This is a genomic window from Bradyrhizobium sp. Arg237L (genome assembly GCF_029990105.1).
Classification (GTDB): Bacteria; Pseudomonadota; Alphaproteobacteria; order Rhizobiales; family Xanthobacteraceae; genus Bradyrhizobium.
The window spans coordinates 117,903-141,342 of sequence record NZ_JAQMIL010000009.1; the positions used below are offsets into that span (position 1 = coordinate 117,903).

21 protein-coding genes are annotated in these 23,440 nt (G+C 61.4%); 8 read left to right on the top strand and 13 right to left on the bottom strand.

What is annotated here, in order from left to right; translation table 11 throughout:
• The first annotated feature begins 130 nt into the window (after window positions 1–130).
• From OZ411_RS07940 to OZ411_RS07960, 5 genes are read left to right on the top strand one after another with little or no spacing between them, the layout of a single operon-like run.
• Entirely contained in the window at window positions 131–1,486 is a 1,356-nt protein-coding gene (locus tag OZ411_RS07940; RefSeq protein ID WP_282527477.1) for an NAD(P)/FAD-dependent oxidoreductase, read from the top strand.
• Entirely contained in the window at window positions 1,483–2,481 is a 999-nt protein-coding gene (locus OZ411_RS07945; RefSeq protein ID WP_282527478.1) for an HlyD family secretion protein, read from the top strand. The genes OZ411_RS07940 and OZ411_RS07945 overlap by 4 nt, the downstream gene beginning before the upstream one ends.
• A 1-nt stretch (window position 2,482) precedes the next feature.
• Window positions 2,483–3,670 (top strand): ABC transporter permease, encoded by a 1,188-nt coding sequence (locus OZ411_RS07950; RefSeq protein WP_282527479.1) that lies wholly within the window; start codon window positions 2,483–2,485, stop codon window positions 3,668–3,670.
• Window positions 3,667–4,848: an ABC transporter permease gene (locus OZ411_RS07955; RefSeq protein WP_282527480.1), complete on the top strand. Its 1,182-nt coding sequence runs from the start codon at window positions 3,667–3,669 to the stop codon at window positions 4,846–4,848. The genes OZ411_RS07950 and OZ411_RS07955 overlap by 4 nt, the downstream gene beginning before the upstream one ends.
• A 10-nt stretch (window positions 4,849–4,858) precedes the next feature.
• Window positions 4,859–5,308, top strand: a complete 450-nt coding sequence (locus OZ411_RS07960; protein WP_130577832.1) for a hypothetical protein — start codon at window positions 4,859–4,861, stop codon at window positions 5,306–5,308.
• 115 nt (window positions 5,309–5,423) lie between these two features.
• On the opposite strand, the gene OZ411_RS07965 is transcribed toward OZ411_RS07960, so the two are convergent.
• From OZ411_RS07965 to OZ411_RS08015, 11 genes are all read right to left on the bottom strand, one after another.
• Window positions 5,424–6,659: a CoA transferase gene (locus OZ411_RS07965; protein WP_282527481.1), complete on the bottom strand. Its 1,236-nt coding sequence runs from the start codon at window positions 6,657–6,659 to the stop codon at window positions 5,424–5,426.
• A gap of 17 nt (window positions 6,660–6,676) precedes the next feature.
• Window positions 6,677–7,501 carry an alpha/beta hydrolase gene (locus OZ411_RS07970; protein WP_282527482.1) on the bottom strand — a complete coding sequence of 275 codons (825 nt, stop codon included), beginning with the start codon at window positions 7,499–7,501 and terminating at the stop codon, window positions 6,677–6,679.
• 136 nt (window positions 7,502–7,637) lie between these two features.
• Window positions 7,638–8,432, bottom strand: coding sequence for an enoyl-CoA hydratase-related protein (locus OZ411_RS07975; RefSeq protein WP_282527483.1), 795 nt, complete (start codon window positions 8,430–8,432; stop codon window positions 7,638–7,640).
• Between the two features lie 65 nt (window positions 8,433–8,497).
• Window positions 8,498–9,715, bottom strand: a complete 1,218-nt coding sequence (locus OZ411_RS07980) for an acyl-CoA dehydrogenase family protein (protein WP_282527484.1) — start codon at window positions 9,713–9,715, stop codon at window positions 8,498–8,500.
• Between the two features lie 250 nt (window positions 9,716–9,965).
• Window positions 9,966–11,045, bottom strand: a complete 1,080-nt coding sequence (locus tag OZ411_RS07985) for a 3-hydroxyacyl-CoA dehydrogenase NAD-binding domain-containing protein (protein WP_282527485.1) — start codon at window positions 11,043–11,045, stop codon at window positions 9,966–9,968.
• Window positions 10,933–11,862 carry a 3-hydroxyacyl-CoA dehydrogenase gene (locus OZ411_RS07990; protein WP_282527486.1) on the bottom strand — a complete coding sequence of 310 codons (930 nt, stop codon included), beginning with the start codon at window positions 11,860–11,862 and terminating at the stop codon, window positions 10,933–10,935. Before OZ411_RS07990 ends, OZ411_RS07985 begins: the two co-directional genes overlap by 113 nt.
• A 175-nt stretch (window positions 11,863–12,037) precedes the next feature.
• A complete protein-coding gene (locus OZ411_RS07995; protein WP_349016986.1) occupies window positions 12,038–14,470 on the bottom strand; it encodes a PAS domain S-box protein in 2,433 nt (810 codons plus the stop codon).
• A 74-nt stretch (window positions 14,471–14,544) separates the two neighbouring features.
• Window positions 14,545–15,453 carry an AraC family transcriptional regulator gene (locus OZ411_RS08000; protein WP_282527487.1) on the bottom strand — a complete coding sequence of 303 codons (909 nt, stop codon included), beginning with the start codon at window positions 15,451–15,453 and terminating at the stop codon, window positions 14,545–14,547.
• 106 nt (window positions 15,454–15,559) lie between these two features.
• Window positions 15,560–16,465, bottom strand: coding sequence for an AraC family transcriptional regulator (locus OZ411_RS08005; RefSeq protein WP_282527488.1), 906 nt, complete (start codon window positions 16,463–16,465; stop codon window positions 15,560–15,562).
• Between the two features lie 153 nt (window positions 16,466–16,618).
• A complete protein-coding gene (locus tag OZ411_RS08010; protein ID WP_282527489.1) occupies window positions 16,619–17,521 on the bottom strand; it encodes an AraC family transcriptional regulator in 903 nt (300 codons plus the stop codon).
• A 170-nt stretch (window positions 17,522–17,691) separates the two neighbouring features.
• On the bottom strand, window positions 17,692–17,988 hold the full coding sequence (locus tag OZ411_RS08015) for an AraC family transcriptional regulator (protein WP_165421029.1): 297 nt from the start codon (window positions 17,986–17,988) through the stop codon (window positions 17,692–17,694).
• A 399-nt stretch (window positions 17,989–18,387) separates the two neighbouring features.
• Here OZ411_RS08015 and OZ411_RS08020 point away from each other — a divergent pair, with 399 nt between their 5' ends.
• Complete coding sequence (locus OZ411_RS08020; RefSeq protein ID WP_282527490.1) at window positions 18,388–21,000, top strand: LuxR C-terminal-related transcriptional regulator; 2,613 nt, start codon at window positions 18,388–18,390, stop codon at window positions 20,998–21,000.
• Between the two features lie 23 nt (window positions 21,001–21,023).
• Here the strand turns inward: OZ411_RS08020 and OZ411_RS08025 are convergent, their stop codons facing one another.
• Both OZ411_RS08025 and OZ411_RS08030 read right to left on the bottom strand, forming a co-directional pair.
• Entirely contained in the window at window positions 21,024–21,407 is a 384-nt protein-coding gene (locus OZ411_RS08025; protein ID WP_282527491.1) for a response regulator, read from the bottom strand.
• A gap of 83 nt (window positions 21,408–21,490) precedes the next feature.
• Window positions 21,491–22,120: a response regulator transcription factor gene (locus OZ411_RS08030; protein ID WP_130577851.1), complete on the bottom strand. Its 630-nt coding sequence runs from the start codon at window positions 22,118–22,120 to the stop codon at window positions 21,491–21,493.
• Between the two features lie 436 nt (window positions 22,121–22,556).
• Here OZ411_RS08030 and OZ411_RS08035 point away from each other — a divergent pair, with 436 nt between their 5' ends.
• Window positions 22,557–23,042, top strand: coding sequence for an AraC family transcriptional regulator (locus OZ411_RS08035; protein ID WP_282527492.1), 486 nt, complete (start codon window positions 22,557–22,559; stop codon window positions 23,040–23,042).
• 128 nt (window positions 23,043–23,170) lie between these two features.
• The gene (locus OZ411_RS08040) at window positions 23,171–23,413 is read left to right on the top strand and encodes an NYN domain-containing protein (protein ID WP_282527493.1); all 243 of its coding nucleotides are present in this window, start codon (window positions 23,171–23,173) and stop codon (window positions 23,411–23,413) included.
• Window positions 23,414–23,440: the final 27 nt, after the last annotated feature.

Below are 23,440 nucleotides of genomic sequence, written 5' to 3' on the forward strand. Positions count from 1 at the left end.
AAAAGTGACCAATTCGAATGCGGCAAGGATGTTCTAGGCTTCGCAACCCCGTTCAAGAACGGCCTGGCAGGCCGCTCTATGCCCCTTGGGTCCGTAGGCGGGCTTCAGCAAGAGATCGTCAGATACGCCGATGACCACCGTTGTGACCGAGAAACTTCCGCGCGAGAGGGGATCGGCGTCCGCATCATTCTCACTGACGCGGAAGCGTGTCGTGATCATCGGCGGCGGATTTGCCGGGATTGCGGCGGCGCGCGCGTTGAGGAAGGCCGACGTCGAAGTCATCCTGATCGATCGGCGGAATCATCACATCTTTCAGCCGCTCCTCTACCAGGTCGCGACCGCGGTCCTGGCGCCTTCCGAGATCGCGACGCCGATCCGTCAGCTCGAGGCCAAGCAGAAAAATCTCGACGTGGTGCTCGCCGAGGTTACCGGCGTCAGCCTGAGCGCTCGCGTGGTCGAAGTGATCTATCCACGACTTGGCACCCGCAAGCTCGGTTTCGATTATCTCATCGTCGCTACAGGAATGCGTCCGAGTTATTTCGGTCATGACGAGTTCGCGCTGCATGCGCCCGGTCTCAAGAGACTCAATGACGCCGAAACCATCCGCACCAAGATTCTCAGCGCCTTTGAATTGGCCGAGGCTACCGAAAATGAAACGGAATGCGCCCGCCAGATGACGTTCGTGCTGGTTGGAGCCGGCCCGACCGGCGTCGAGCTTGCTGCGTCAATCGCGCAGATGGTCTCGATCACGCTACGCAACAATTTTCGCAGCATCGATCCGGCGAACAGCCGGATCATCCTGCTCGACGGCGGCAGCCGTATCCTGCCGAGCTTTGCCGAGCCGCTGTCAAAGAAGGTCGTGCGGCGTCTCACCAGGCTAGGGGTCGAGGTCAGGACCGGGCTGAAGGTCGAGACGGTCGACGAGCAAGGCGTCATCGCCAGTGGGGAACGCATTGCCAGCGCGACCGTGCTGTGGACGGCGGGAGTAGCAGCCTCGCCGGTCGTGAAAATGCTCGGCACCAAGACCGACCGGGCCGGGCGGGCTCTGGTCGGGCCCTTCATGGAGATCCAGGAGGCGGGTGACGTGTTCGTCGCCGGGGATGCGAGCTCGCTCACCCAGGACGGCCACGCCGTGCCCGGCGTCGCGCAGGCCGCAATCCAGCAGGGCCGGTTTGTCGGGCGATTGATCGCTAATCGCGTCAAAGGACGGAAGGATGGCCGTCCGTTCCTCTACCGCAGCAAAGGCAACATGGCGGTGGTCGGCAAGAATTTTGCGATTCTGGAGACTGGTCGCCTGCGGACCAGTGGCTTTGCGACGTGGATCGTGTGGGCTGTCCTCCATGTGCTCGCACTGCCGCAGCTTCAGAATCGGTTCAGGGTGCAGACGCAATGGTTCTGGTCATATCTGACCGGTCAACGCAGTTCGCGATTGATTGCGGAAGCGCCTCGTGCCGTCGAACTCATCAAGCAGAAAACCGGATCATGAACGCTTCATCTACCGCACTAAGAGCCGTCCGTTGGATTGTTCTCGCCGGTGTGCTGCTCGGTCTGGGCACGTTTCTCTGGTTTGCGACGCGGCCACCGCCATTGACCGTGCAAGGCGAGGTTTCGGCCAACCGCGTGGACGTTAGCCCCCGCGTCAATGGACGGGTCGCTGACCTCCGCGTCGATGTCGGCGACACGGTCCAGCGGGGCGCCTTGCTCGCGGAGCTGGACAGTCCTCAGCTGAAAGCCTCCCTCATTGCCGCACGCGCGGCCCTTGCGGTTGCCACGGCGGATTTCGATCGGGTCTACAGCACGCGGCCGGAGACGATCGCCGCCCGCAAGGCGGATCTCGCCGCGGCCGATGCCGATGTCGTGCTCAGCAAGGAAGTCTTCGACCGGCAGACGAGCCTGATCAGCAGCGGTTCGACGCCGCAGCAGCGCGTGGACGAGGCAACGCGGAACCTGGAAACCGCAACACGCCGGCGCGAGGCGGCCAAGGCTGCGCTTGACCTTGCCACCAAGGGAGCCAGCGACGAGGAGAAGGCGCTGGCGGCAGCACAGGTGAAGCAGGCCGAGGCGAGCCTGAACCAGCGCGAGGTCGACGTCTCGGAATTGACGTTGCGAGCGCCAGCGTCCGGCCAGGTCACCAGCCGCGTCGCCGAGCTCGGCGAAAACTTCAGCGCCGGCGCGCCGCTGTTCTCGCTGATCGACATGGGAGATCTCTGGTTCACCTTCAACCTTCGTGAGGACTTGCTCGCTGGGCTGAAAATCGACGACAAGTTCGAGGTCACGGTGCCCGCGCTGAAATCGCAGGTCATTCCGGTGCGCGTCACGATGATCAACGTGCAGGGCCAATACGCGACTTGGCGGGCAACGCGCGCGACCGGCGACTTCGACCTTCGGACCTTCGAGGTGCGGGCCAAGCCGTTGCAGCCGGTTGACGGGCTGCGGCCAGGCATGAGCGCGATTGCGGCGTGGCAAGCGCGGGTGCGCTGAGATGCAGCGTCGCGACCGCCAGCAGCCCGGATTTCCGCTGGTATTTTGGCGGGAGCTCGCCTGGTTGCGGCGGCGTCCGTTGCTCCTCATGCTCACCGTCGTCGTGCCGCTCGGCCTGATGCTGCTGTTGACGGCTATCCTGAGCGCGGGGATTGCCACGCGGCTGCCGATCGCGGTTCTTGATCTCGACGGGTCCGAACTCTCCCGTTCCGTCATCCGCGCGGTCGATGCCACGCCCGATACCGCCACCGTGCTTCATGTCGCCGAACTGTCGGAGGGGCGGCATCTGATCGTCGCGCGCAAGATCCGCGGCCTCCTGATGCTGCCGCGCAATCTGGAGCGCGACGTCTTTGCCGGCCGTCGTCCGGAAGTCGTTCTCTTCTACAACACCCAGACATTTACGGTCGGCAATCTGGTCTTGCGGGGCGTCAATAGTGCCATACCGACCGTCGCCGCGGGGATCCGGATCTCGCTCAGGACCGCGGAAGGGCAGCCGGTGGAGGAGGCGCAGGCCGCGATCACGCCGATCCCGCTGCAGACCCATGCGCTGTTCAACTCGACCCTGAACTATGTGCATTTCCTGCTCGCTGCGCTGTTGCCGGCGGTGCTGCAGACCGTCGTCGTGACCACGATGGCCTATGCCGTCGGCATTGATGTCGAGACACGTCATCGCTTTGCGATATTGCGACGCTTGGGCGGAGGACTCTTGCCGGCGATGTTTGGAAAGATGCTTCCGTATACGATCCTATTCCTGTCGATGCTTGGGATCGCCGATTTCGTGCTGTTCAAGTACTTGGAGCTGCCGCTGAGAGGCGATCCGGCAGTGCTCGTGATTGCCGGGATTGTCTTCGTCCTGGCCTGCCAGTTCATCGGAGCGCTGCTCGCGCTCTTGCTTCGGCCGGTGGCCGCGGCGGTGAGCATCGCCACGCTGTTGACGGCGCCGGCCTTCGGATTCATGGGCATCGGCTTTCCACGGCTTGGCATGAACGCTTTCGCTTATGGCTATGGCGAGCTGTTGCCGGGCACCTGGTACTTGATGGCCCGGATCGACCAGACCATCCGAGGAACGCCGCTCGATCTCTCGTGGAAGCCGGTGCTGGTACTGACCGGCTTTGTTGCCGTGCTCATCAGCCTCACCGCCATAAGGGTAAGGATCATGCGCCGATCTATTCCGGAGCACGCGGCATGAAGATGTTCCTCACCATCTTTCGCAACGAAATCGGCCGGATATTCTCGCTGCGGCCGGTATTTTCAGTCGTGGTGCTTGCGGCTGCCGTCTACGCGCTGTTCTACCCGCAGCCCTATCTGAACGAAGCCCTGCGCAAGGTTCCGATCGCGGTCGTCGATCAGGACCGCACCCAGACCAGCCGCGAGCTGGCGAGGCTGGTCGACGCGACGCCCGATGTCGCAGTGGCCAGGGTTCTCCCGGACGTTCCGACGGCCGAGCGCGAGGTCTATGACCGCTCGATTTTCGGGATCCTCCTCATTCCACAGCATTTCGAGCGGGACCTGCTGCATGGCCGATCGTCACCGATCGCACTCTACGCGGACGCCAGCTATTTCCTGATGTATCAGCGCATGAACGGCGCGGTGATGGCGGTGTCGCGTACGCTCGGAACCAATTTCGAGATCGTGCGCTTGGTCGGGCTCGGCGTCGATCCGCCGGTTGCGGCCGCGGCGACCGATCCAATGCCTTTCATTCCGGTTCCGCTGTTCAACCCGCAGGGCGGTTACGCCACCTATATCCTGCCCGCCGCCTTCGTGCTGATCCTGCAGCAGACGTTGCTGATCGGCGTAGGCTTGCTCGGCACCTTGCCGGGAGCGCAGGTGATCTGGACCGGCAAGGCGCGAAGGCGCGTCAGCGACCTCGCCTTTGAATCGATCGCGACCGTAGCAGGCAAGCTGCTCGCCTATCTCACGATCCACGCGCTGATCGTTGCGACCTACCTGATTGGCCTGCCATATCTTTACGGGATTCCACGCCTCGGTTCGGTCGCGACCATTTTGGCCTTCGCGGTGCCGTTCACGCTCGCGGTCGGAGGTCTCGGCTTGGTGGTCGCGGCGACCTTCCGCAATCCGCTGGCGGTCCAGCTCGTCTTCGCAGCGATTGGGCTGCCGTTCTTCTTCCTTGCGGGCTTTGCCTGGCCCGCCGAAGTGATGCCCGCGCCGGTCAGGCTATTGTCGCAGCTATTGCCAAGCACGCTTGCGATCGACGGCCTGGTCGATGTCGCCCAGCTCGGCGCCAGCCTGTCCGACGTCCACCGCGAATTCCTGGAGCTTTGGCTGCTCGTAGCCGTCTATGCCGGCATCGCCGTGATCATCGAGTTTATCAGGCGGCGCCGTGCGCCGCTTCCCCACCCCGGCTGAGGACATCGCAATGGACGCCTCGATCATTTCCGCGCTCGCTGCCCTGACCGGGACCGCCGTCGGCGGGATGACCAGTCTGATCGCGAACTTGCTGACCCAGCGGCTCCAGCTTCGCGCGCAATGGCTGTCGCATGAGCAGAGCCGCCGTCAGGACCTTTACCGGGAGTTCATCGAGCAAGCCTCGAAATGCTATATCGATGCGCTCCAGCACGATGAGGCCGACATACCGGGCCTGGTCGGTCTCTACGGCAAGCTTGGAAGGATGCGGGTGCTATCGAGTGAACGCGTCGTCCACTGCGGCGAGCACATCGCGAGGAAGATCCTCGACACTTACCTTGAGCCTGACCGGACTTTCGTCGAGCTTCGCGAGATGGCGAAGCATGGCGCGATCGATCTGTTGCACGAGTTCAGCGTGGCCTGCCGCATGGAGTTCGAGGAGCTGGATGCCCGGCGTTTCTGACGTTTCTGAGCTGGTTAATTTCAAGCCGCGAATGGCTTCATTCGGCCGCGACCAGCGAGCGGGTAAAGCAAAGACCCGGTCGCAGTGTTTTGAAGTCAAGCATCAATAGCCGCCGCTAGGCCGCCGAGGGTTTATGCTCCTGAGGGCGTGGTACGGCACCGCTGACGAGCAGTCCCTCGATCCGGCCGTCGTCATAGCCCAACTCCTTGAGAATATCGGCGTTGTGCTCACCGAGCCCGGGCGCGCGCCTGGCCGCGACCTTGGTCACGCCGTGGATCTGCAGCGGACTGCTGACGGTGAACGTCAGATTGCCGCCGGCACCCTCGAGCGGAACAACGATATCGTTCTCGTGCAGCTGCGGATCCTTGACGACCTCGTAAGGCGCCCGCACCACACCGAAAGTGATGTGGCTGTGATCGAAAACGTCGTGCCAATGCGACATCGGTTGCGAACGGAACACCTCGTCGAGGATTGCCGAAAGCTGTGCCGCATTTGCCACCAGCTTTGCGGCATCCGAGAAGCGGGCGTCGGACAAAAGATCGGGGCGGCCGACAGCGGTCGCGAAGGCGGACCATTTGTCAGGCGTCAGCACGATCAGGAACCAGGCCTCGTCGGAGGCCTGATAGACGTTGAAGATCGCGTTCGGCGGGCTCTTGCGATCGTGCAACGGATAGAACTGGGCATCACACAGTGCCGCCTGGACCGAGACACCGCAGGCCCAGACACCCGAGGCGAGCAGCGACGTCGTCACGTAGGAGCCTTGCCCCGTCCGCTCACGTCGGTACAGCGCAGTCACGATAGCCGAGTAGAGGCTCACGGCGGTGGCGTGATCGCCGCTGCCGGAGACCGGCAAGGTCGGCGGCGCGCCGGCATCGCGGGTGAGGGAAAGCAGGCCGCTCCGCGCCCAATAGGCGGTGATGTCAAATCCGGGCAGGTCGGCGTCCGGCCCTTTGTCACCATAGCCGGTAATGTCGGCATAGATCAGGCGGGGATTCCACGCCGTGACATCCTCATAGTTGAGCTTCAACCGCTTGCGCGCGGGGTGAGGGGTGTTGACGATCAGCACGTCAGCCCATTTGACTAGCCGCTCGAGAATCTCAGCCGCGTGCGGTGATTTCAGATCCAGCGTCAGGCTCCGCTTGTTGCGATTGTTCAGATGCCAGGGATAGTTGTCCTTGGCACGCGGCTGCGGCGGGATCTTGTAGCCGATGCGCCAGGTATCGCCGCTTGGCGGCTCGACCTTGATGACGTCAGCGCCGAAGTCGGAGAGGATGACGGCGGCTCCCGGGCCGGCGATGAAACTCGCCAGATCCACAACCTTCAGTCCCGAGAAAATGTTGTCAGTGGACATTTGCTGTCTCCTCAGCGTTACAGTTTGTGCGCGATCGAATGACGGGTGTCATCGGCGGCCGGGCGGTCCAGCACGCGGGAAATCCATCCGGTTAGCCGCGTCTGGACTTCGCGGCGATTGGTTTCGTTGAGCATCTCGTGGCGTCCGCCCGGATAGGCATCGAAGGCGATGTCGTGCAGGCCGGCGGCGCGGTAGCGCTCCACCAGGAGTCTGACGCCATCGAGGTGTTGGCCGACGGGATCTTCGCTGCCGGAAAACAGGTAGACCGGTAGGTCGCAGCGTATCTTTGACAAGGCAACGGGATCGCAGAGCGTGGGAGCCGAACCAAGAAAGGACGCAAGCGAATCCGGCTGCAGGGCCGCAAAACACAGGGGGTCATCGATGAACGCGTCGACAACGAGCTCATCGCGGCTCAGCCAGTCGAACGGCGTGCGCGCCGGCTCAAATGCGGCGTTGAGCAGGTTCGCTCCGGGTGGCGCCGAACTCGCCAGTCGCGCCAGCCCGTCGAGCGCCCCTGACCCCGAAAGGATGAGACCATCGATTTTATGGCCGTGACCGATCGCATAGCGCTGGGCCGCGAACGAGCCCATGCTGTGGCCAAACAGGAGCAGGGGCAGGTCGGGATGCTCGTTCCTGGCAACTTCGCTGAGGCGCACCATATCCGCCACCAGCAGCTCGAAGCCGCCTTCGCCAAAATCTCCTAACTGTGCGGCCGAGCGAGCGGTGAGTCCATGACCGCGATGATCGTTGCCGTAGACTGTAAGCCCCATCGAAACCAGAACGTCGATGGTGTCGACGTAGCGCCTCAGATGTTCGCCCATGCCGTGCGCGATCTGGATCACGCCCCGGGTCGGCCCGCGGCTGTCCCAGCGCGCGCAGGCTACGCATAATCCGTCGGCACTGGTGAACTGAAATTCGGCGCTTGGACTCGCGGATGTTTTGGAGACTGCCATGACACGCCTTTCAGCCGCTCGCGCTTCAACGACCATGAAACTGCGGCACGCGCTTCTCGAGGAAAGCGGCAGTGCCTTCCTTCTTGTCCTCGGTCGCGGCGCAGATGCCGAAATAGGAGGCCTCCAGCGCAAATCCCTCCCTCTGGCTTGTCTCGAGGCCCTTGTGAGCTGCTTCCAGTGAGAATTTCACGGCGATCGGCGCGTTGGCGGCGATCTGCTTCAAGATCGCTTCGGCGCGCGCGATCACCTCAGTCGCCGGCACAACCTCGTTCACCAACCCGATGCGGTATGCTTCCTGCGCCGAAATCGTTTCCCCGGTCAGGATGAGCTGCAGAGCCCGGCCCTTGCCGACCAGCCGGGGCAAACGTTGCGTGCCGCCGCCGCCGGGTAACAGGCCGAGCTTGACCTCGGGTTGTCCGAACTTGGCATGCTCGGCCGCGATCCGGATGGTGCAGGCCATCGCCGTTTCGCAACCACCGCCAAGCGCGAAGCCATTGATCGCCGCGATCACGGGCTTGCCGAGATTTTCGATCAGGTTCAGCACATCCTGACCGAAGCGGCTGGATTCCTCCGCCTCATAGGCGTCGACATGGGCGAGTTCGCTGATATCGGCCCCGGCGATGAAGGCCTTGTCGCCGGCGCCTGTGAGGATCACGCCGTGCACGGATGCGTCAGCCTTTGCGTCCTCGAACGCTCTCTGCAGGTCGATCCAGGTCGGCGTGTTCAGGGCATTGAGCACTTTTGGGCGATTGAGGGTCACGTAGGCGATGCCGTTCTTCTTCCCGTAGAGCACGTTCGCCAGCGCCAACGTATCTGCCATTACTGTCTCCTCGTCCGGAACGGGATGGGCGGAGGGCGTGACCTCTCGCCCGTTCTGCGGCGCGGTTAGATGAAGGCGCTGATGCCGGTGATCGCCTTGCCGACGATCAGATTCTGCATCTGGTAGGTTCCTTCGTAGGAGTAGAGCGCCTCGACGTCGGCAAAGAAGCGCGCCACGTTGTAGTCCGCGACGATGCCGTTGCCGCCCAAAAGTTCGCGCCCCCACGCGACGGTTTCGCGAGCTTTCGCCGTGCAGAAGGCTTTGGCCAGCGCCGCATGGTGGTCGCCGAGCTTGCCTTCGTCGTCGAGCTGGGCCAGCCGGAGCATCATGCATTGGCAAGCGGTAAGGTTGCCGAGCATCTTGGCCAGCAGATCCTGCACCAGCTGGAACGAGGCGATGGGCTTGCCGAACTGGAGACGGCTCTGGGTGTAGGCGAGGGTGTTCTCAAATGCGCCCATCTGCGCACCGGTCGATGCCCACCCGACCATGTAGCGGGTCATGCGCAATACGCGGGCGGTGTCGCGGAAGGAGTTGCCGCCCTGCAGCCGGCTAGCTTCTGGCACGCGCACGTCCGTCAGCGTGATCTGGCCGTTCTGGACAACCTTGAGCGCGACCTTGTGTTCGATCTTCTCGACGCTGAAGCCGGGCGAGCTCTTGTTCTCCACGATAAAGCCCTTCACCTGGTTGTCGCCGAGGTCGCGGGCCCAGATGATGGAGAGATCGCACCATGGCGCGTTGCCGATCCAGCGCTTCTGGCCGTTCAGGACCCAGGAATCGCCGTCGCGCTTCGCGGTCGTGGTCAGGCCGCCGCTCGCACCGGAGCCGATCAAGGGCTCGGTCAGGCCGAAGCAGCCGATCTTCTCGAAACGAGCCATCTGCGGCAGCCATTTCTGCTTCTGCTCTTCGGAACCGTCGAGATAGATCGAGCCCATCGCAAGGCCACTGTGGACACCGAAGAAGGTACAGATCGACGGATCGACCCGTGCCAACTCCATTGCCACGAAGCCGAACTGCTTCTGGCTGCCGCCGGCGCATCCATAGCCTTCGTAGCCAAGCCCGCCGATGCCGAGCTCCTTGAATGACGGCAACAGTTCGAACGGGAAGGCGTCGTCGGACCAATATTTGTTGATGATCGGCTTGACCTTCGTATCCATGTAGGCCCGCACCTTCTTGACAAGCGCCAACTCGTCGGCGTTCAGGAGCTCGACAAGTTGGTAGAAATCGCCGTCCGGCACTGGCAGTGCCTTCGCGTCCGGTTTGCGGGCTGCAGTGGCTGTGGCCATGTTGAATCTCCTTGGCGGGACGGTTTGAAGCGCGAAAGCCTGAGCGAAGCGTCGAGCGCGCTGATTGGTCTCGCCGCCGAATTTGCCGGGAGCGCCGTCCGCGTTCTTGAAGCCGCTTGCCGTTCCAGGGACGTTTTTGCTTCGTTGTAGCGGGAGCGGCGAAGTGCGAATTCGTCGCCGCGCCGTCGTGAATTCGCCTCCAAGGACTGAGGTTTTGGAGGCGCGTGCGGTCCGATCGAACGTTTGGCGATTAGGCGACCTTTGCCTGATTTGCCTTGCTGGCCTTGTTGCGCATTTCGATAAGCCCGAGCAGGATTTCGTCGCGCTCCGCAGCCAGCTCGTCGATAGAGCGTGAACCGACTTCGGCGTGAACGCCGTCGATCAGCTTTTGCTGAACCTCAGGGGTAAGCTCCGGCGAGCCCAGCACCTTCCACCAGGCCGTCATCGGACCGGTGAACTGTTTGAAGAAATGCTCGATGCCACCCTGGCCGCCGCCGAGATGATTGAGAAGCACTTGGCCCATAATGCCCCAACGCAGGCCTGGCCCCCAGCTCAACGCGGTGTCGACGTCGGCGACGCTGACGACCCCGTCAGCAACAAGGTGATAGACCTCCCGCGCCAGCGCGGCTTGCAGTCGGTTCGCGACGTGGCCGGGCACTTCTTTGTTGAGACGGATCGTCCGCTTGCCGATGGACGTATAGAACTCCGCGGCGCGGCGTATGGTGTCCTCTGAAGTCCTGACGCCGCCAACGATCTCAACGAGCGGGACTAGATGAGGCGGATTGAAGGGATGCCCGATCACGCAGCGCTCTGGATGCAACTCGCAGGCCGACTGGATCTCGCTCATGGTCAGCCCCGACGAGCTCGAGGCGATGATCGCATCGGCGGGCAGGAGCTCGTCGAGCTGCTTATACAGCGTTCGTTTGAAATCGATTTTTTCCGGGCCGTTCTCCTGAACGAGATCAGCGTCCCTCACCGCGTTCGCGAGTGCTGCGGTGAAAGTCAGCCTGCTCTGCGTTGCGCCGGGCGCAAGGCCTAATCGCTGCAGCGCCGGCCAGGCCGTTGCAACAAAGCGCCTGAGAGCCGCTTCCGCGTCCGGGGCAACGTCGGTCGCCACAACCTCGAGGCCGTTCGCAAGGAAGAGGGCGGTCCAGCTCGCGCCAATGACGCCCGTTCCTATGATGGCCACCCGGCGAATGGGCTTGTGCTCCGGCATATCAATTCTCCTGGGGGATTTCGGCATAGGCGATGCCGGTGAGATTGCCCTGGGCGTAGAGGAAATTTCGCTCGGCCGAGCCGTCGAGTCGAGACGAGTAGAGCGATCCGGCAAAATCGGTCACGAAGATCCGATCGTGCGGGACGTCCAGCGCAATGCCGATCGCTTCCATCAGATGATTCAACACGATCTCGGGCTCGGCGGGCTTGTGGTCGATCGAGGCCCGACTGACGGTGTTGCCACGCGGCGCGTCGCCACGATCGGTCCAGTACAGGAGGCGGCTCTTCAGATCGAGCTCGAGGTCGATCGGCTCCGGCAGGCCATCGAAGAACACCTTGACGTCGGAACGCTTCTCGGCCGTCTCGCCTTTCGGAATTTCCACGTTGGCGCAGAAGATGCGGCCCTGGCCACCATTGTCTGGGCCCTTCTGCGTCCAGTAGATCTTGTTGTGCCTGGGGTCGATGGTGAGCCCGACGCACCACCGGGTCTGGTCACGCCGGTCCGCGTCGCCGTGGCCCGCTTCGATCAGCGTCTCCAATTGCGAGCCGTCGAGATTGGCCCGCATGACGCGCATGCCCTCACGATCGCACCAGTATAGTTTGCCGGCTTGCTTGTCGAGAATGATCTGCTTGGGGGTATGAGTGTCGCCTTCGGCGACGATGGTCTTGCGGTTCCTGCCATCGAGATCAGCGCGCTCGATCGAGCCGTCGTTCAGGCTTGGAACGCCCATGTTGGTCCAGTAGATGTGGCCCGCTTCGACATCTACGACAATGCCGTCCGGAAACCGGCAGCCAGTCACAATGGTCTTCTTGTTCGAACCATCTACGTTCATCGAATGAATGCAGCCGGCATTCAATTCGAGCACAAACAAGCGAGGGGTGGCGGCCTGCGCGCCGGGGTGTGGCACTGGTTTCGAGACGGCGTCGGGCATGTGTCACCTCTGCAGCTAATGCGTCCGACAACCGATCGGGTTCGACCGGTTGTCGGCGGCTACAATGGCTCAAGTGCCGCTCGCCTTATTGGATGGGATTGCCACCTCTGGAATGGTTTTGCTTTTTCTCTGGACCACAGCCTTGCGTACTGAATGCTCGCGGCTTACCGAAACCCTATTGCAGGGTTCCATTCGCCGCCGGCAACGTGAAGGAGAATCGGGCGCCACCGTGGATGCTGCCATTGTCGGCTTCGATTCGCCCGCCATGGGCCTCAATGATCGAGCGGCAGATGGACAATCCCATTCCCATGCCTCCCTCCTTGGTCGTGAAGAAGCTCTCGAACAAGCGGGGCTGGTGATCCGGTTCGATTCCGGGACCGCTGTCCTCGACGCTGCAGCACAGCGACGCGCCGTCAAGCGAGGCGGTCCGCACGGTGATCCTGCGCTCTGCTGCGCCAACCTGCGCCATGGCCTGCATGGCGTTGACGGCAAGATTGACAATGACCTGATGCAGCAAGGTCCGATCCGCCAGCACATGCGGCGCCGCGGGCAAGAAGCTGTGTGACACGGTAACGCCGCGCCACTCGACTTCATGCCGAAGGAACTGCAGCGCTTCCAGGATAATGGCGTGCGGGGATACGAGCACGCGCGCGGGCGCGCGGCGCGCGGCCATCTCGCGCACGCGGGCGATAATGTCGGCCGCCCGCCGGGCATCCGAAAGACTGCGTTGGATCAACGTACGGACCTCGTCCAAATCCGGCTGGGGGCGGTTGAGCCATCTGAGACCCGCCGAGCAATTGGTCGCTATCGCTCCGAGCGGCTGGTTGAGCTCATGGGCGATCGAGGCGGTCAATTCGCCAAGCGTCGAGACCCGGGCGGCATGCGCGAACTCGATCTGCAATCGCTCAAGTGTCTCCTGCGCTTTGACGAGCTCGGTCAAATCGACCAGTCCCGAAATTGAGAAGCCGAAACCGGTGCGCACTGCAGTGAAAAGCACGTCGATTAGCCGGCCGTCCAGTGTGACGAACTGCATTTTTTCCTCGAAGAATGATTCATTTCGAAATCGGCTCTCGAGAAGGCGCCGCAAGTATTTGGGCTGCCAAAATGGGGTTATTGGTCCCAACAAGTCCTGTGCGTCTTTGGCGCCCAGCAAACGTACGCATGCGTCGTTAACTTCCTCGGTTTTGAATGCGTGCATCGCTTTCATTATCCATTCGGGATGTGCGTCCAGGTACGCCGGGAAGTCAGTGACGCCGGCGGCCCTGAGTTCATCAAGCATCTCGCACGCGGCCCCGGCATCAACCCTCCATAATGAGATCGGCATGAATTTGAAAAGAAGGCGATAGCGTTGCTCGCTTTGCTCCAAGGCCGAATAGGCGACCTTGTGCGAAGTTACGTCCATGACGGCGCCGACCAGCTTCGGATGTCCGCGTTCCTCCAGTGAGGGGCGGGCGACGACATGCAGCGTCTTCACTGAGCCATTCGGCATCAGCAGCCGATGTTCGAAATCGAGCGGCTCCTCGTGGGTGGCCGCTCGCTCAAGCTGCGTGCGGACCAGTATACGGTCGTCGGGATGGACGCGCTGGAAGACGAGTTCGAGGGTCGGTTTTGCTTCGCTATCAAATCCGAATATCCTGAAACTCTCCGCCGACCAGGTCAGTTCGCCGGTCGTGACGTTCCAGCCGAAACTGCCGGTGTGGCTCAATCGCTGCGCTTCCGATAGATAGGCCGCCTGGCTTTTCAAGAGCGCTTCCTCGGCGCGCTTGCGGGCTGTGATATCGGTATTGCTTTGGAGCGTGCCGATCAAGTTTCCCCGTGTGTCACGCCGCACTGTCCATTTGCTGGAAACCACGACCTCGGCGCCGTCGCGCGTCATCTGCACCAATTCGCCCTCCCAACGGCCGTCGCGGTTGGCGGTCTCGACGATCTCCTGCAAGGGGGCAGGATAGACGGTCTTCAAGAGCAAGTGCACAGTCTTGCCGAGCGCTTCCTCCCGGGTCCAGCCGAACAGCCGTTCGGCGCCGCGGTTCCAGTAAGTGATGACGCGATTGACATCGACGACCAGGATGGCGTCCGGTGTCAGGTCGAGGAGATGCGCCTGCGCGTGCTGTGCCTCGCCGAAGCGGCGTGCTCTCCTGACGAGCGTGGTGATCGCAAACGACGTCACCACGAATGCGACAAGGGCCACCGCGTCCTGCGTACTCGTGATCTCGAAGGAATAGAGGGGTACCATGAAGAAGTAGTTTAGGCAGCCGACCGCAATCAGCGAGAAGAGCGCGGAAGTGACGAAACTGTCCATCAGCGAAAGTACGATGATGATGAGCAAATAGGCGAGTATTGCGGTTCCCGGGCGGTCGAAAATCTGGAGCCGCACCATTCCCCAGGTTGCCGCGGTCATCAGCACGATGCCGACCGTCCAGAGCCTCGCAAGGTAGCGAATATGCTCGTTGAACGTAGGTCTTGTTCTCGGGAGGATGACGTCAGGATTTGGCTTCGTGTTGAGGAGAGCCGCTATGAATTCCGAGAGGAAGCTTGTTGGCACAGGCCTATGCTCGGTGCTCGTCGGCTCGTACTCGACCGCTGTGTCTGACTGCCTTAGATGCTGCATGGCTGTTGCTCATCAATGTTCGACGGAATCCCGGAGACTACCGGCGATGCACGCTGGTCTGCTCCGTCGACGTCCTATCCCTGCCTCCATGCCTCGGGATGCACACCGGTTACGCCCTTGAATACGCGCACCAGGTGAGCTTCGCTGGCGAACCCGCACGCGAGAGCCAGTTCATCCAGATCGGCTTGCCGATTTCTCCGCAGCAGGAACTTGGCGTGCTCGACCTGATGCTGGAGCAGCCAGCGGTATGGGCTGACCCCGGTGGTTTGACGGAAGGCTCGCAGAAAAGCGCCGGTGGGAAGTCCGCACTCGCTGGCAAGGTCGGACACAAAGATCTCGCCGTCCAATCGGGAGCTTAGAACCTCCTTGGCGCGCCGCTCTTGCCATGGCGCCAGACCCGCGAGCGTGCAAGGAATTACACAGCTGCCGACGCCATAGGTCTTCAGCGTATGCGCCGTCGCCGCAATCGCCAGATGGTCGATGAAAACTTGGTTGGCTTCCTTGGGGCGCTGGAATGCCGGCAGCAGGGCTGTCCCCAGTCCGCTGAGCACGGCATCCTCCACGCCAACGCCGGGCTCATTGGCGAATTCGTCTACCCGACCACAGCCTTCCATATCGGCGATGACATCGAGAGCGGCCCGCGGGACGTAGAAATGCAGTGAATGAAAGGTGCTGATGCCGTTGGCGATCGGATTGGAGCGCAAGTCGTAGATGCTGACGCTTCCCGCTCGCAAATAGCTGGTCGGCACCTGCCGGTTGTCGATGAAGAGATCGTGTTGTGGGCAGTCCTGAAGCTGCACCGTGATCAGAAAGGCGTCCTCATAGGGGATCGGCGCTGTGAGGCCGTGGTTGGCGATATCGCACTTGATCTCGGTGATGGCGATCTTCGACTTTTGGAGGGAGCGCGTCACGAATGCGGGCGCTCGCTTGAGCTGGAAGGCATCTGCGAGCCGCTGGCCATAGGCGCCGCCTTGGTCCGTCATGTGAGACCTTTCTGCAAGCGATGCCGCTATTTGCACCGCCCTGCAGAAAAACGATTGTCAGATTCGTGCAGGCTTTGACCGTTTCGACCATGAGAAATCTAAGACGTTAGTCTAGATTTCGGCGCCACACGCCGGGGCTGACACCGGTCAAGCGGGAGAAGACCCGGGTAAAGTGGCTTTGATCAGCGAAACCGCAGGCAAGGGCGATTTCCGACAGTGACAGCCGTCTCTCGCGCAGCAGGACCTTGGCCTCGTCCACGCGTTTCTGCTGAAGCCATTGGTGGGGTGATAGACCGGTCGATTGCCGAAATGCGCGGGCAAAATGACTTGCCGATATGCCGCAATCATTTGCCAAATCCGCCAACGAGATGTCGCCCTGAAGACTAGCAGCGAGCGTCTCTTCGGCCCGTTTCAACTGCCAGGGTGCCAATCCGCCGCGCGTTGGCCGGATTTGCGAAACCATGCCGCCATACATCTTGGCCACGTGAATGCCGACCGCGAGCGTGACGTGATCCACAAAGATACGGCTGGCTTGATCAGGATGCTCGAAAGCCGGAACGAGCGAGGAAGTCAGCGCGCGTATGATGGGATCATCGACCCCGACGCCGGGCTGATAGCGAAGTTCGTGAATGCGCCGCGCCTCTGCGTTATCGGCAATGATGTTGAGTGCACTACGTGGAAAATAGAAATGAACGCAGTGGCAGGCCTTGTTGATGGTGAATTGCGGACTGCGCTTGAGATCGTACAGCGTGGTCTGGCCGGCTCTGAGAGAGGTGAGGGGAGTGGTGCGCTCGTCTTCAAAATATTCGTGAATGGGATAGTCGACAAAATGATAGCCGATCAAATAGGCATCTTCACGAACAAGCGGTGCAGATATGCCATGTTCAGGGTTGTCCGAGCGCAGCTCTGTAACCGCGATACTGGTATTGCGCAGTGAACGCGAAACGAATGCGGTAGCCTTGGCCCGCAAGCGCTCACCAAATCTGTCCCCGTAACCGCTGCTCTTTTGCATCCCAAGTCTCAGCTGCTTGAGTTGCTTTGCCGGCTAGAAGGTTAAGCTTGCGCGGCAAGGCGCTCTGTTTGAAATAGGCGTACGGATTCTTGTAGGGCGCACGATACTGCCTGCGACGGCGAACGACAACGATCTTTGTCGTTCTAATAGACATTAGTCGCGGTTTCGACGCCAGGCACCAGGACCAATTCCGACAAGACGTGTAAAGACGCGCGTGAAGTGACTCTGATCGGCGAATCCGCAGGCGAGCGCGATCTCTGAGAGCGACATTTTGCGCTCGGACAGCAAACTTTTGGCCTGGTCGACGCGGCGCTGCAGGAGCCACCGATGTGGCGAGAGGCCGGTGGATTGCCGAAACGCCCGGGAAAAATGACTTGCCGACAAGCCGCAATCGTTTGCCAGGTCGGCCAGAGAGACGTCGCCCTCCAAGTTAGCCCCCAGCGTGTCCTCGGCGCGCTTCATCTGCCAAGGCGCCAATCCGCCGCGCGAGGTCGTGGCGACTGAACGCACATCCCCATATGTCTTGGCGACATGAATGCCAACCGCCAATGTGACATGCTCGACAAAAAGGCGGCTTGCTTGTTCGGGATGCTCGAAAGCCGGCACCAGAGAGCCGACCAATGCCCGCAGAATGGGATCGTCGACACCGGCACCGGGTTGATACCGCAATTCCTCGACCTTCTGCGCGTCCTCACCTTCCGCGATCAGGTTCAACGCGACACGCGGAAAATAGAAATGAATGCTGTGGAATGGATTATTAATATAGAACTGCGGGTTGCGCTTCACATCGTACAGTACCGTCTCACCGGTCCTGAGCGATGTTACTCCCGCAATTCGGCCGTCCTCGAAATACTCATGGACTGGATAGTCCCGCAGTATAACCGCCACCAAGAACGCATCTTCGCGCGTAAGGGGCGCGGACAGGCCATGTGGCGGATTGTCGGCGCGGACCTCGGTTGCGGCGATATTGGTGTTGCGCAACGAGCGAACAAACGAGGTGGCTTGCGCCCTCAGGCGTTCTCCGAAAGATTGGCCGTAAGCGCTGCTCTCTTCCATGCTCGACCAACCGAGTTGTCGTCAGGCGTTCAGAGCCGCTGATTTACGGACCATGAGCGAAGCCCCGTGAGCCAAGCTCCGTCCCGGCGGACGCGCGACGGCATCCACCATTTAGGCAGTTTTATACCATTGGTGTCTTTACCGATCTTGCTGATTTTCGCTGCCCTTGGTTACTGGGTCTTTCGGCGATATTTGCCCGGCGCCAGGCCGAAGGCGCGGGTGAAAGCGCGGGTAAAGCTCGACTGTGAGGAAAAGCTGCAGATCAGGGAGATTTCCGCAATCGTTGCGGCTCCGTCGGCCAGCAATTCCTTTGCCTTCTCGAGGCGGCATTCGCGCAGGAAGCGATGCGGGGATTCTCCTGTGGCTTTGCGAAAAGCCCTGGAGAAGTGAAACGGGCTCAGGCTCGCAACCTCCGCCAAGTCCTTGAGACGGATAGTGTTATGCAGGTTGGCCGCGATGAATTGCATGACGCGCCGCAAACGGCGGTCGTCGAGCGCTCGCGACGCAGACGATCTATCGCGGCGCGCAGGCATGGCTATTCCGTTCGGCGTTGCGAATCGCGTTGTTCAAAGGTTGCTGCGCGGTCGCGTGGTGGCGGACCATTTTCCATTATCTCCCGTCGGCTGCCCCCCGCTTTGCGGGGCACCGGGGCGGGAGGTAGCGGCCAGGGTGCAGCGCAAACATCACGGAGAACCGTGAATTGTGCAGTCACGGACGCAAGCGTCTGTATTGACAGCGGAAATCTGCCATCGCAGCATCAAGGCTCCTCTGCATCAAGCTGGGAGCGCCGGATGTCGTTACCCCAGGCAAGTCACACGACAGGCCTGCGAGGCGCTCGCTTTTCGCCCCCGCGAGCGCCGGCCACGATGGTCGAGCGGGCGCACCTGCTGGGCCTGATTGGCGAAAGTGTCGCGCAGCTAACGCTGATCTGCGCCCCGACCGGTTTTGGAAAAAGCACGCTGATGCAGCAATTGCGGCGACGCTTCCAGGCGCGTGGCATCGCTACGGTCTGGCTGCAGGTGGAGCGAGCTGACAATCAGCTCGGTCGCTTCCTGCAATCGTTGAAGGGGGCAATTCAGACGGCGTTCGGGGAGCCTGTCGCCAGCCCGTCCATGGAAACGCCCGCGACAAATGCGAATCCGGTACAGGGCAGGGCAGCTGACCTGATCGAACGACTATCGCTCTCCGACGCTCCAATCGCCCTGTTTTTTGACGATCTCGAACTAATCGTTGATGAGAGCGTCTGGGCCTTCTTGCAGCGTCTGCTGGCTGATCTTGACATGCATCATCGCGTCGTTCTCGCCAGCCGCACGAAGCCGCCTTTGGCGCTCGGCCGGCTGCGCGCGTATGGCCAGCTTCTTGAACTTGACCAGGCGGAATTGCGTTTTACACCGGAGGAGACCCAGACGTTTCTTGAACGTCAAAACATCGGCGTTGCAGCAATCCGGGCGCTGCAACAGCACACGGAAGGGTGGCCCGCCGCGCTGCAGCTCGCGGCAATTGCTGTGAACGGCAGATACGGATCCGATGCGCTGCGGGCGATTTCGGGCGCGAGCGCAAGTGTCGCCGAGTATCTGGCGCAGGAAGTGCTCGACAGTCGACCGGGCCCGCAACGCGATTTCCTGCTGCGTTCCGCCGTTCTTGGCCAATTTTGTGCTGAGTTGTGTGACGCTGCGCTGGAGCGAGGCGATAGCAATGAGATGATCGCGCAGATCGTGCGCGACAATCTTCTCCTCGTTCCGATCGACGCGGAGGAGCGCTGGTATCGCTATCATCCGTTATTTGCGGATTTCCTGCGTGTTCGCATGGCGCAGGAGAGACAGGGCGAGTTGCAGCCGTTGCATCGGCGCGCGGCCTGCTGGACCTCCGCCCATGGTTTCATGAACGAAGCCATTACACATGCGCTGTCGGCAAAGGATCACATGTTCGCCGCCGATCTGCTCGCAGCATCGGCCATGGACAATCTTCATTCCGGCCGGGTGGCGGACACCGCACACGCCATTGCACTGCTGCCCGACGCCGAAGTCTACCGCCGGCCGGCGCTGCTGCGGGCCGCGGCCTTCGCGGCGATCTTTGCCCATCGCTATGATGCTGCCAGACGATACATGGACGTCATTGAACGGGCTGATGAGGTTGGAACGGATGGCGATGATGAGATCGTTGCCATGCGCCTCATGATGCTCGGCTGGACCGACGGCATTCCCGACTTGCTTCGAGCCGTTGATGAATTGCGCAACAGATCGTCGCATTTCGGCCGGTTCACGGCGGGGCTCGCCAGCAATGCGAGGGCTTTCTGCCATCTTGCGCTCGGGCGCTACGATGAGGCGCAGCGCGCGCTCGCGCAGGCGCGCGAGGCCTGCGAACCGATCGATGCGCTGTATGTCTTGAGTTATAGCGCGTGCTTCGCCGCGGCCATCGAACTTAATCTCGGGCAGGTCGCGGCCGCGCGCGCAACACTTGAACGTGCGTTCAACCGGGCCATCGCGGGCGGCGAACGCTATGGCGGCGCCGGCGCCGTCGTCGCGACCTACCTTGCGGAGTGTCTCTATGAAGCCAATGCGCTCGACGCCTGTCAGGCGCTTGTCGATGACTACATGCCGATCGTGATCGAGACCGGCATGCCGGATCACTTGATCGTGCTGCATCGTATTGCGGCGCGACTCCACTTCTTACGCGGACACGGCGATGACGGCCAGTCGCTGCTGGTGCAGCTCGGTGAGATCGGTGCTCGCCGCGGCCTTCGCCGCCTGACTGCCGCTGCATGGCTCGAGCGCTCCTACGCATCGTTGCGGAGCAACAATAATGAAGGTGCGCGCCGCGCGCTCGCCGCCGGCAGCGACGCGGCTCTCTGGGACAGCTTTGGCGCGTTCAATCCGCACGCCGGCGAAATCGACGACGTCATGATTGCCGGACTGCGCCTTCGGCAGGCGACAGGCGATAGCAATGAGACGGTTCCGGAAATCCGCGCCGAGCGGCAGCGCGCCGAGGCAGCCGGACGTCGACGCCGGGCGTTGCGGCTGTTGTTTCTTGAGGCGCAAGCGCTCGAATCAGGCGGCCGACGACGTGAGGCCAGCGCGGCGTTCGATGAGGCGGTGATGCGCGCTGCGGACGGCGGGATGGTGCGGGTACTCGCCGACGAGAGCTGGGCGACTGAGCCGCTTGTGGTTCGTTCTGCCGTCATGAGGGAGCCGCGCACGGTCGGTTTGTTACGCGAGCTCAAGGAGCCAATTGCCGCGATGACGACGACGGCGCTTCGAGATCGCAGGGCTGAGGTAACGGGAAACGCGGTTCGGCTTACCACCCGCGAGGTACAGATTTTGCGATTGATCTGGAAAGGAAGCTCGAACAAGGCGATCGCCCGAGACCTGTTCTTGACCGAAAACACAATCGAAACGCACCTGCGGCGCATCTACGAGAAGCTCGGAACGCGCAAGCGTACGCAGGCTGCGGCCATTGCGCGTGAAGCCGGTGCGATTTAGTGCGGAAGAAAAGTCATCATGCTCTAACGCGCGTTAGGCCAACCTTCCAGCGCCTGTGCGAGGCAACCGACCAGAGTTTCTGCTTCAAAAGGCTTGCGGAGGAAAGAGGCGGCCCCGCTCGACATCGCCCTTTCTTCGAGATCCGGCTCGGCGCGCGCGGTGATCATAATGACGGGCACGGCGCCATGATGTAAGCTGAGCTGCCGTTTGAGTTCGAAGCCATTCATCCCGGGCATCTGGATGTCGGTGATTGCGCAGGAAAACCGCTCGAGCTCGTGGGACGCGAGGAACTCTTCGGCGGAGGCGAACGCACGAACATCGTGGCCAAGCGATCGGATGAGGCTCGCGAGTGCGTCGCGCATGGACGGATCATCGTCCACGATCGAAATGAGATGTCCGTTCGCCATGCTGCAGCCCCTATCGAGCCGACCTCAAGCCAATCTCCACCCGGCATTGCGCGCTGTTGCTTGATCGTTCTCCGGAGCTTCCCTCAATCTGATCGGCTCTTCAGTGCGTCCGCCATTCGAACAAGGTCGGCCAGCGAACGGGCGCCCATCTTTCGCATTGCGGCGCCGCGATGGATCTTGACCGTCACTTCGCTCAGACGGAGATCTGCGGCGATTTGCTTGTTCATCTTGCCGGCGGTGACCAATGCCATGACTTCGCGCTCCCGTGGCGAAAGCATCGCATAGCGATCGACGACGGCAACCGCTTGGCTTTCGCTCGCGCGCTGCAACCGATTGCGATTGATGGCGGCGGTTACCGCGTCGATCATGTCCTGGTCACGGAACGGTTTTGGAAGGAAATCGACCGCGCCCGCCTTCATGGCGCGGACGGTCATTGGAATGTCGCCATGGCCGGTCATCAGTACCACCGGCAAGCGTATCCCGAGCGTCGTAAGCTCTTCCTGGAAATCCAGTCCGCTCGCCCCCGGCAGGCGGATATCGAGCACAATGCAGCCGGGTTGTTCCGGTCGCTCCGCGCTCAGAAATTCCTGGGTTGAACCATAGGTCCGTGCAGTCAACCCGACCGTGCGAAGCAGGCTGGCAAGTCCAGCGCGCAGCGAGTCGTCGTCATCGACGATGTGAACGAGAGGGGGCTCGTCTGACACCTGGGGCATCTCAAATCCACCCGGCAGGAGGATCACACTCAATACCATGATGCCGGCCATCGGCATCATCACACGAAAGTATGATCGATGGCCAGAAAAGCGTGCCGCGTCATCGAATCTCCGGCCGCCCGTCCACAATGAGGGGGCGACCAGCGAGGGCATCGCCCGATCGCTCCGCAAGCATTTTGTATGAAACATGCAAGTCTTGTTCGAATTGATCATTCGATTGGCGCCACCGCCCCGATCGTTTGCAAGAACGAGGGTGGCAGGATCACCCGTACTCACACCAAGGTGTGAGACAATCAGACCCATGCACGATTGGCGCCGGGTGGCGAGTTAATCATCCTCGCCCACACGCTCAACAATGGGCCGACCTTCGCAGAACGGCTGGTCTCTCGTATTCGCTACAGAAGTGGCAAGAAAAGATCTAACAGGGGAACGCGAGATGTTCAAAGCGCTGGATGAACGAAGAAACGAGTCTTCAGTGTGGAGGTTGCAAGCGCTGGCTACAGATGGATGTCCGGAGGTCTCGCCGTTGCGACTTTTCACGGTTGGCTCGGCTGACATGGCAATCGCCCTTCCTTCCGGTCCCCATGTCCGGGGCGGCCTGCCCCCAAGGGTGTTGCGGAGAGTGCGCGAATACATTGATGCGCACATCGAGCAGCGGATCAGCGTCGAAGCGCTGGCCAAACTCGCAAATCTTTCAGTTTGCTATTTCGTCCGCGCCTTTAAGCAGTCCGTGGGCCTTACTCCACACGACTATCTGGTTCGCCGCCGAGTGGAGCGGACGATGGAGCTCTTGTCGGAGACGGATCTGTCACTCTCTGAGATCGCGCTGGCGGCCGGCTTTTCCGACCAAAGCCATTGTGCGCGGCGCTTTCGCCAGCACGTCGGCATGTCACCGCGCGACTATCGCTGGTCGATACCGTGAGGCGTTGCCGTCGTTAGAGCGTGATGACTTCGGATCGTTATCCCGCTTGACCCTCCATTTGAGCATGATCCCGGCTTCCAGAGTGTCGAGATACTCCCGGACGGATCGATACCGCTATAGCGACCAAGATGACGAAGGATGCCTACAAGCAAGGAGAAAAGGACGAGGATCTTTTCGTTCTCGTTGCTGGTGACAGGGATTATGTGCCGACGCTGCTTGAACTCGCTGAGAATGGATTTAAGGTCGAAGTCGTGTTCTGGGGGGCATTGTGCGCGAGAGCTTCGAGACGCGGCGTCAAATTTCATCAACCTCGACCCGCATCTCGAAAACCTTCGCTGTTAGTGCGTGCGGATGATTATTGCTTAACGTGATCAAGGTATAGGTCGGCGACCCGCATA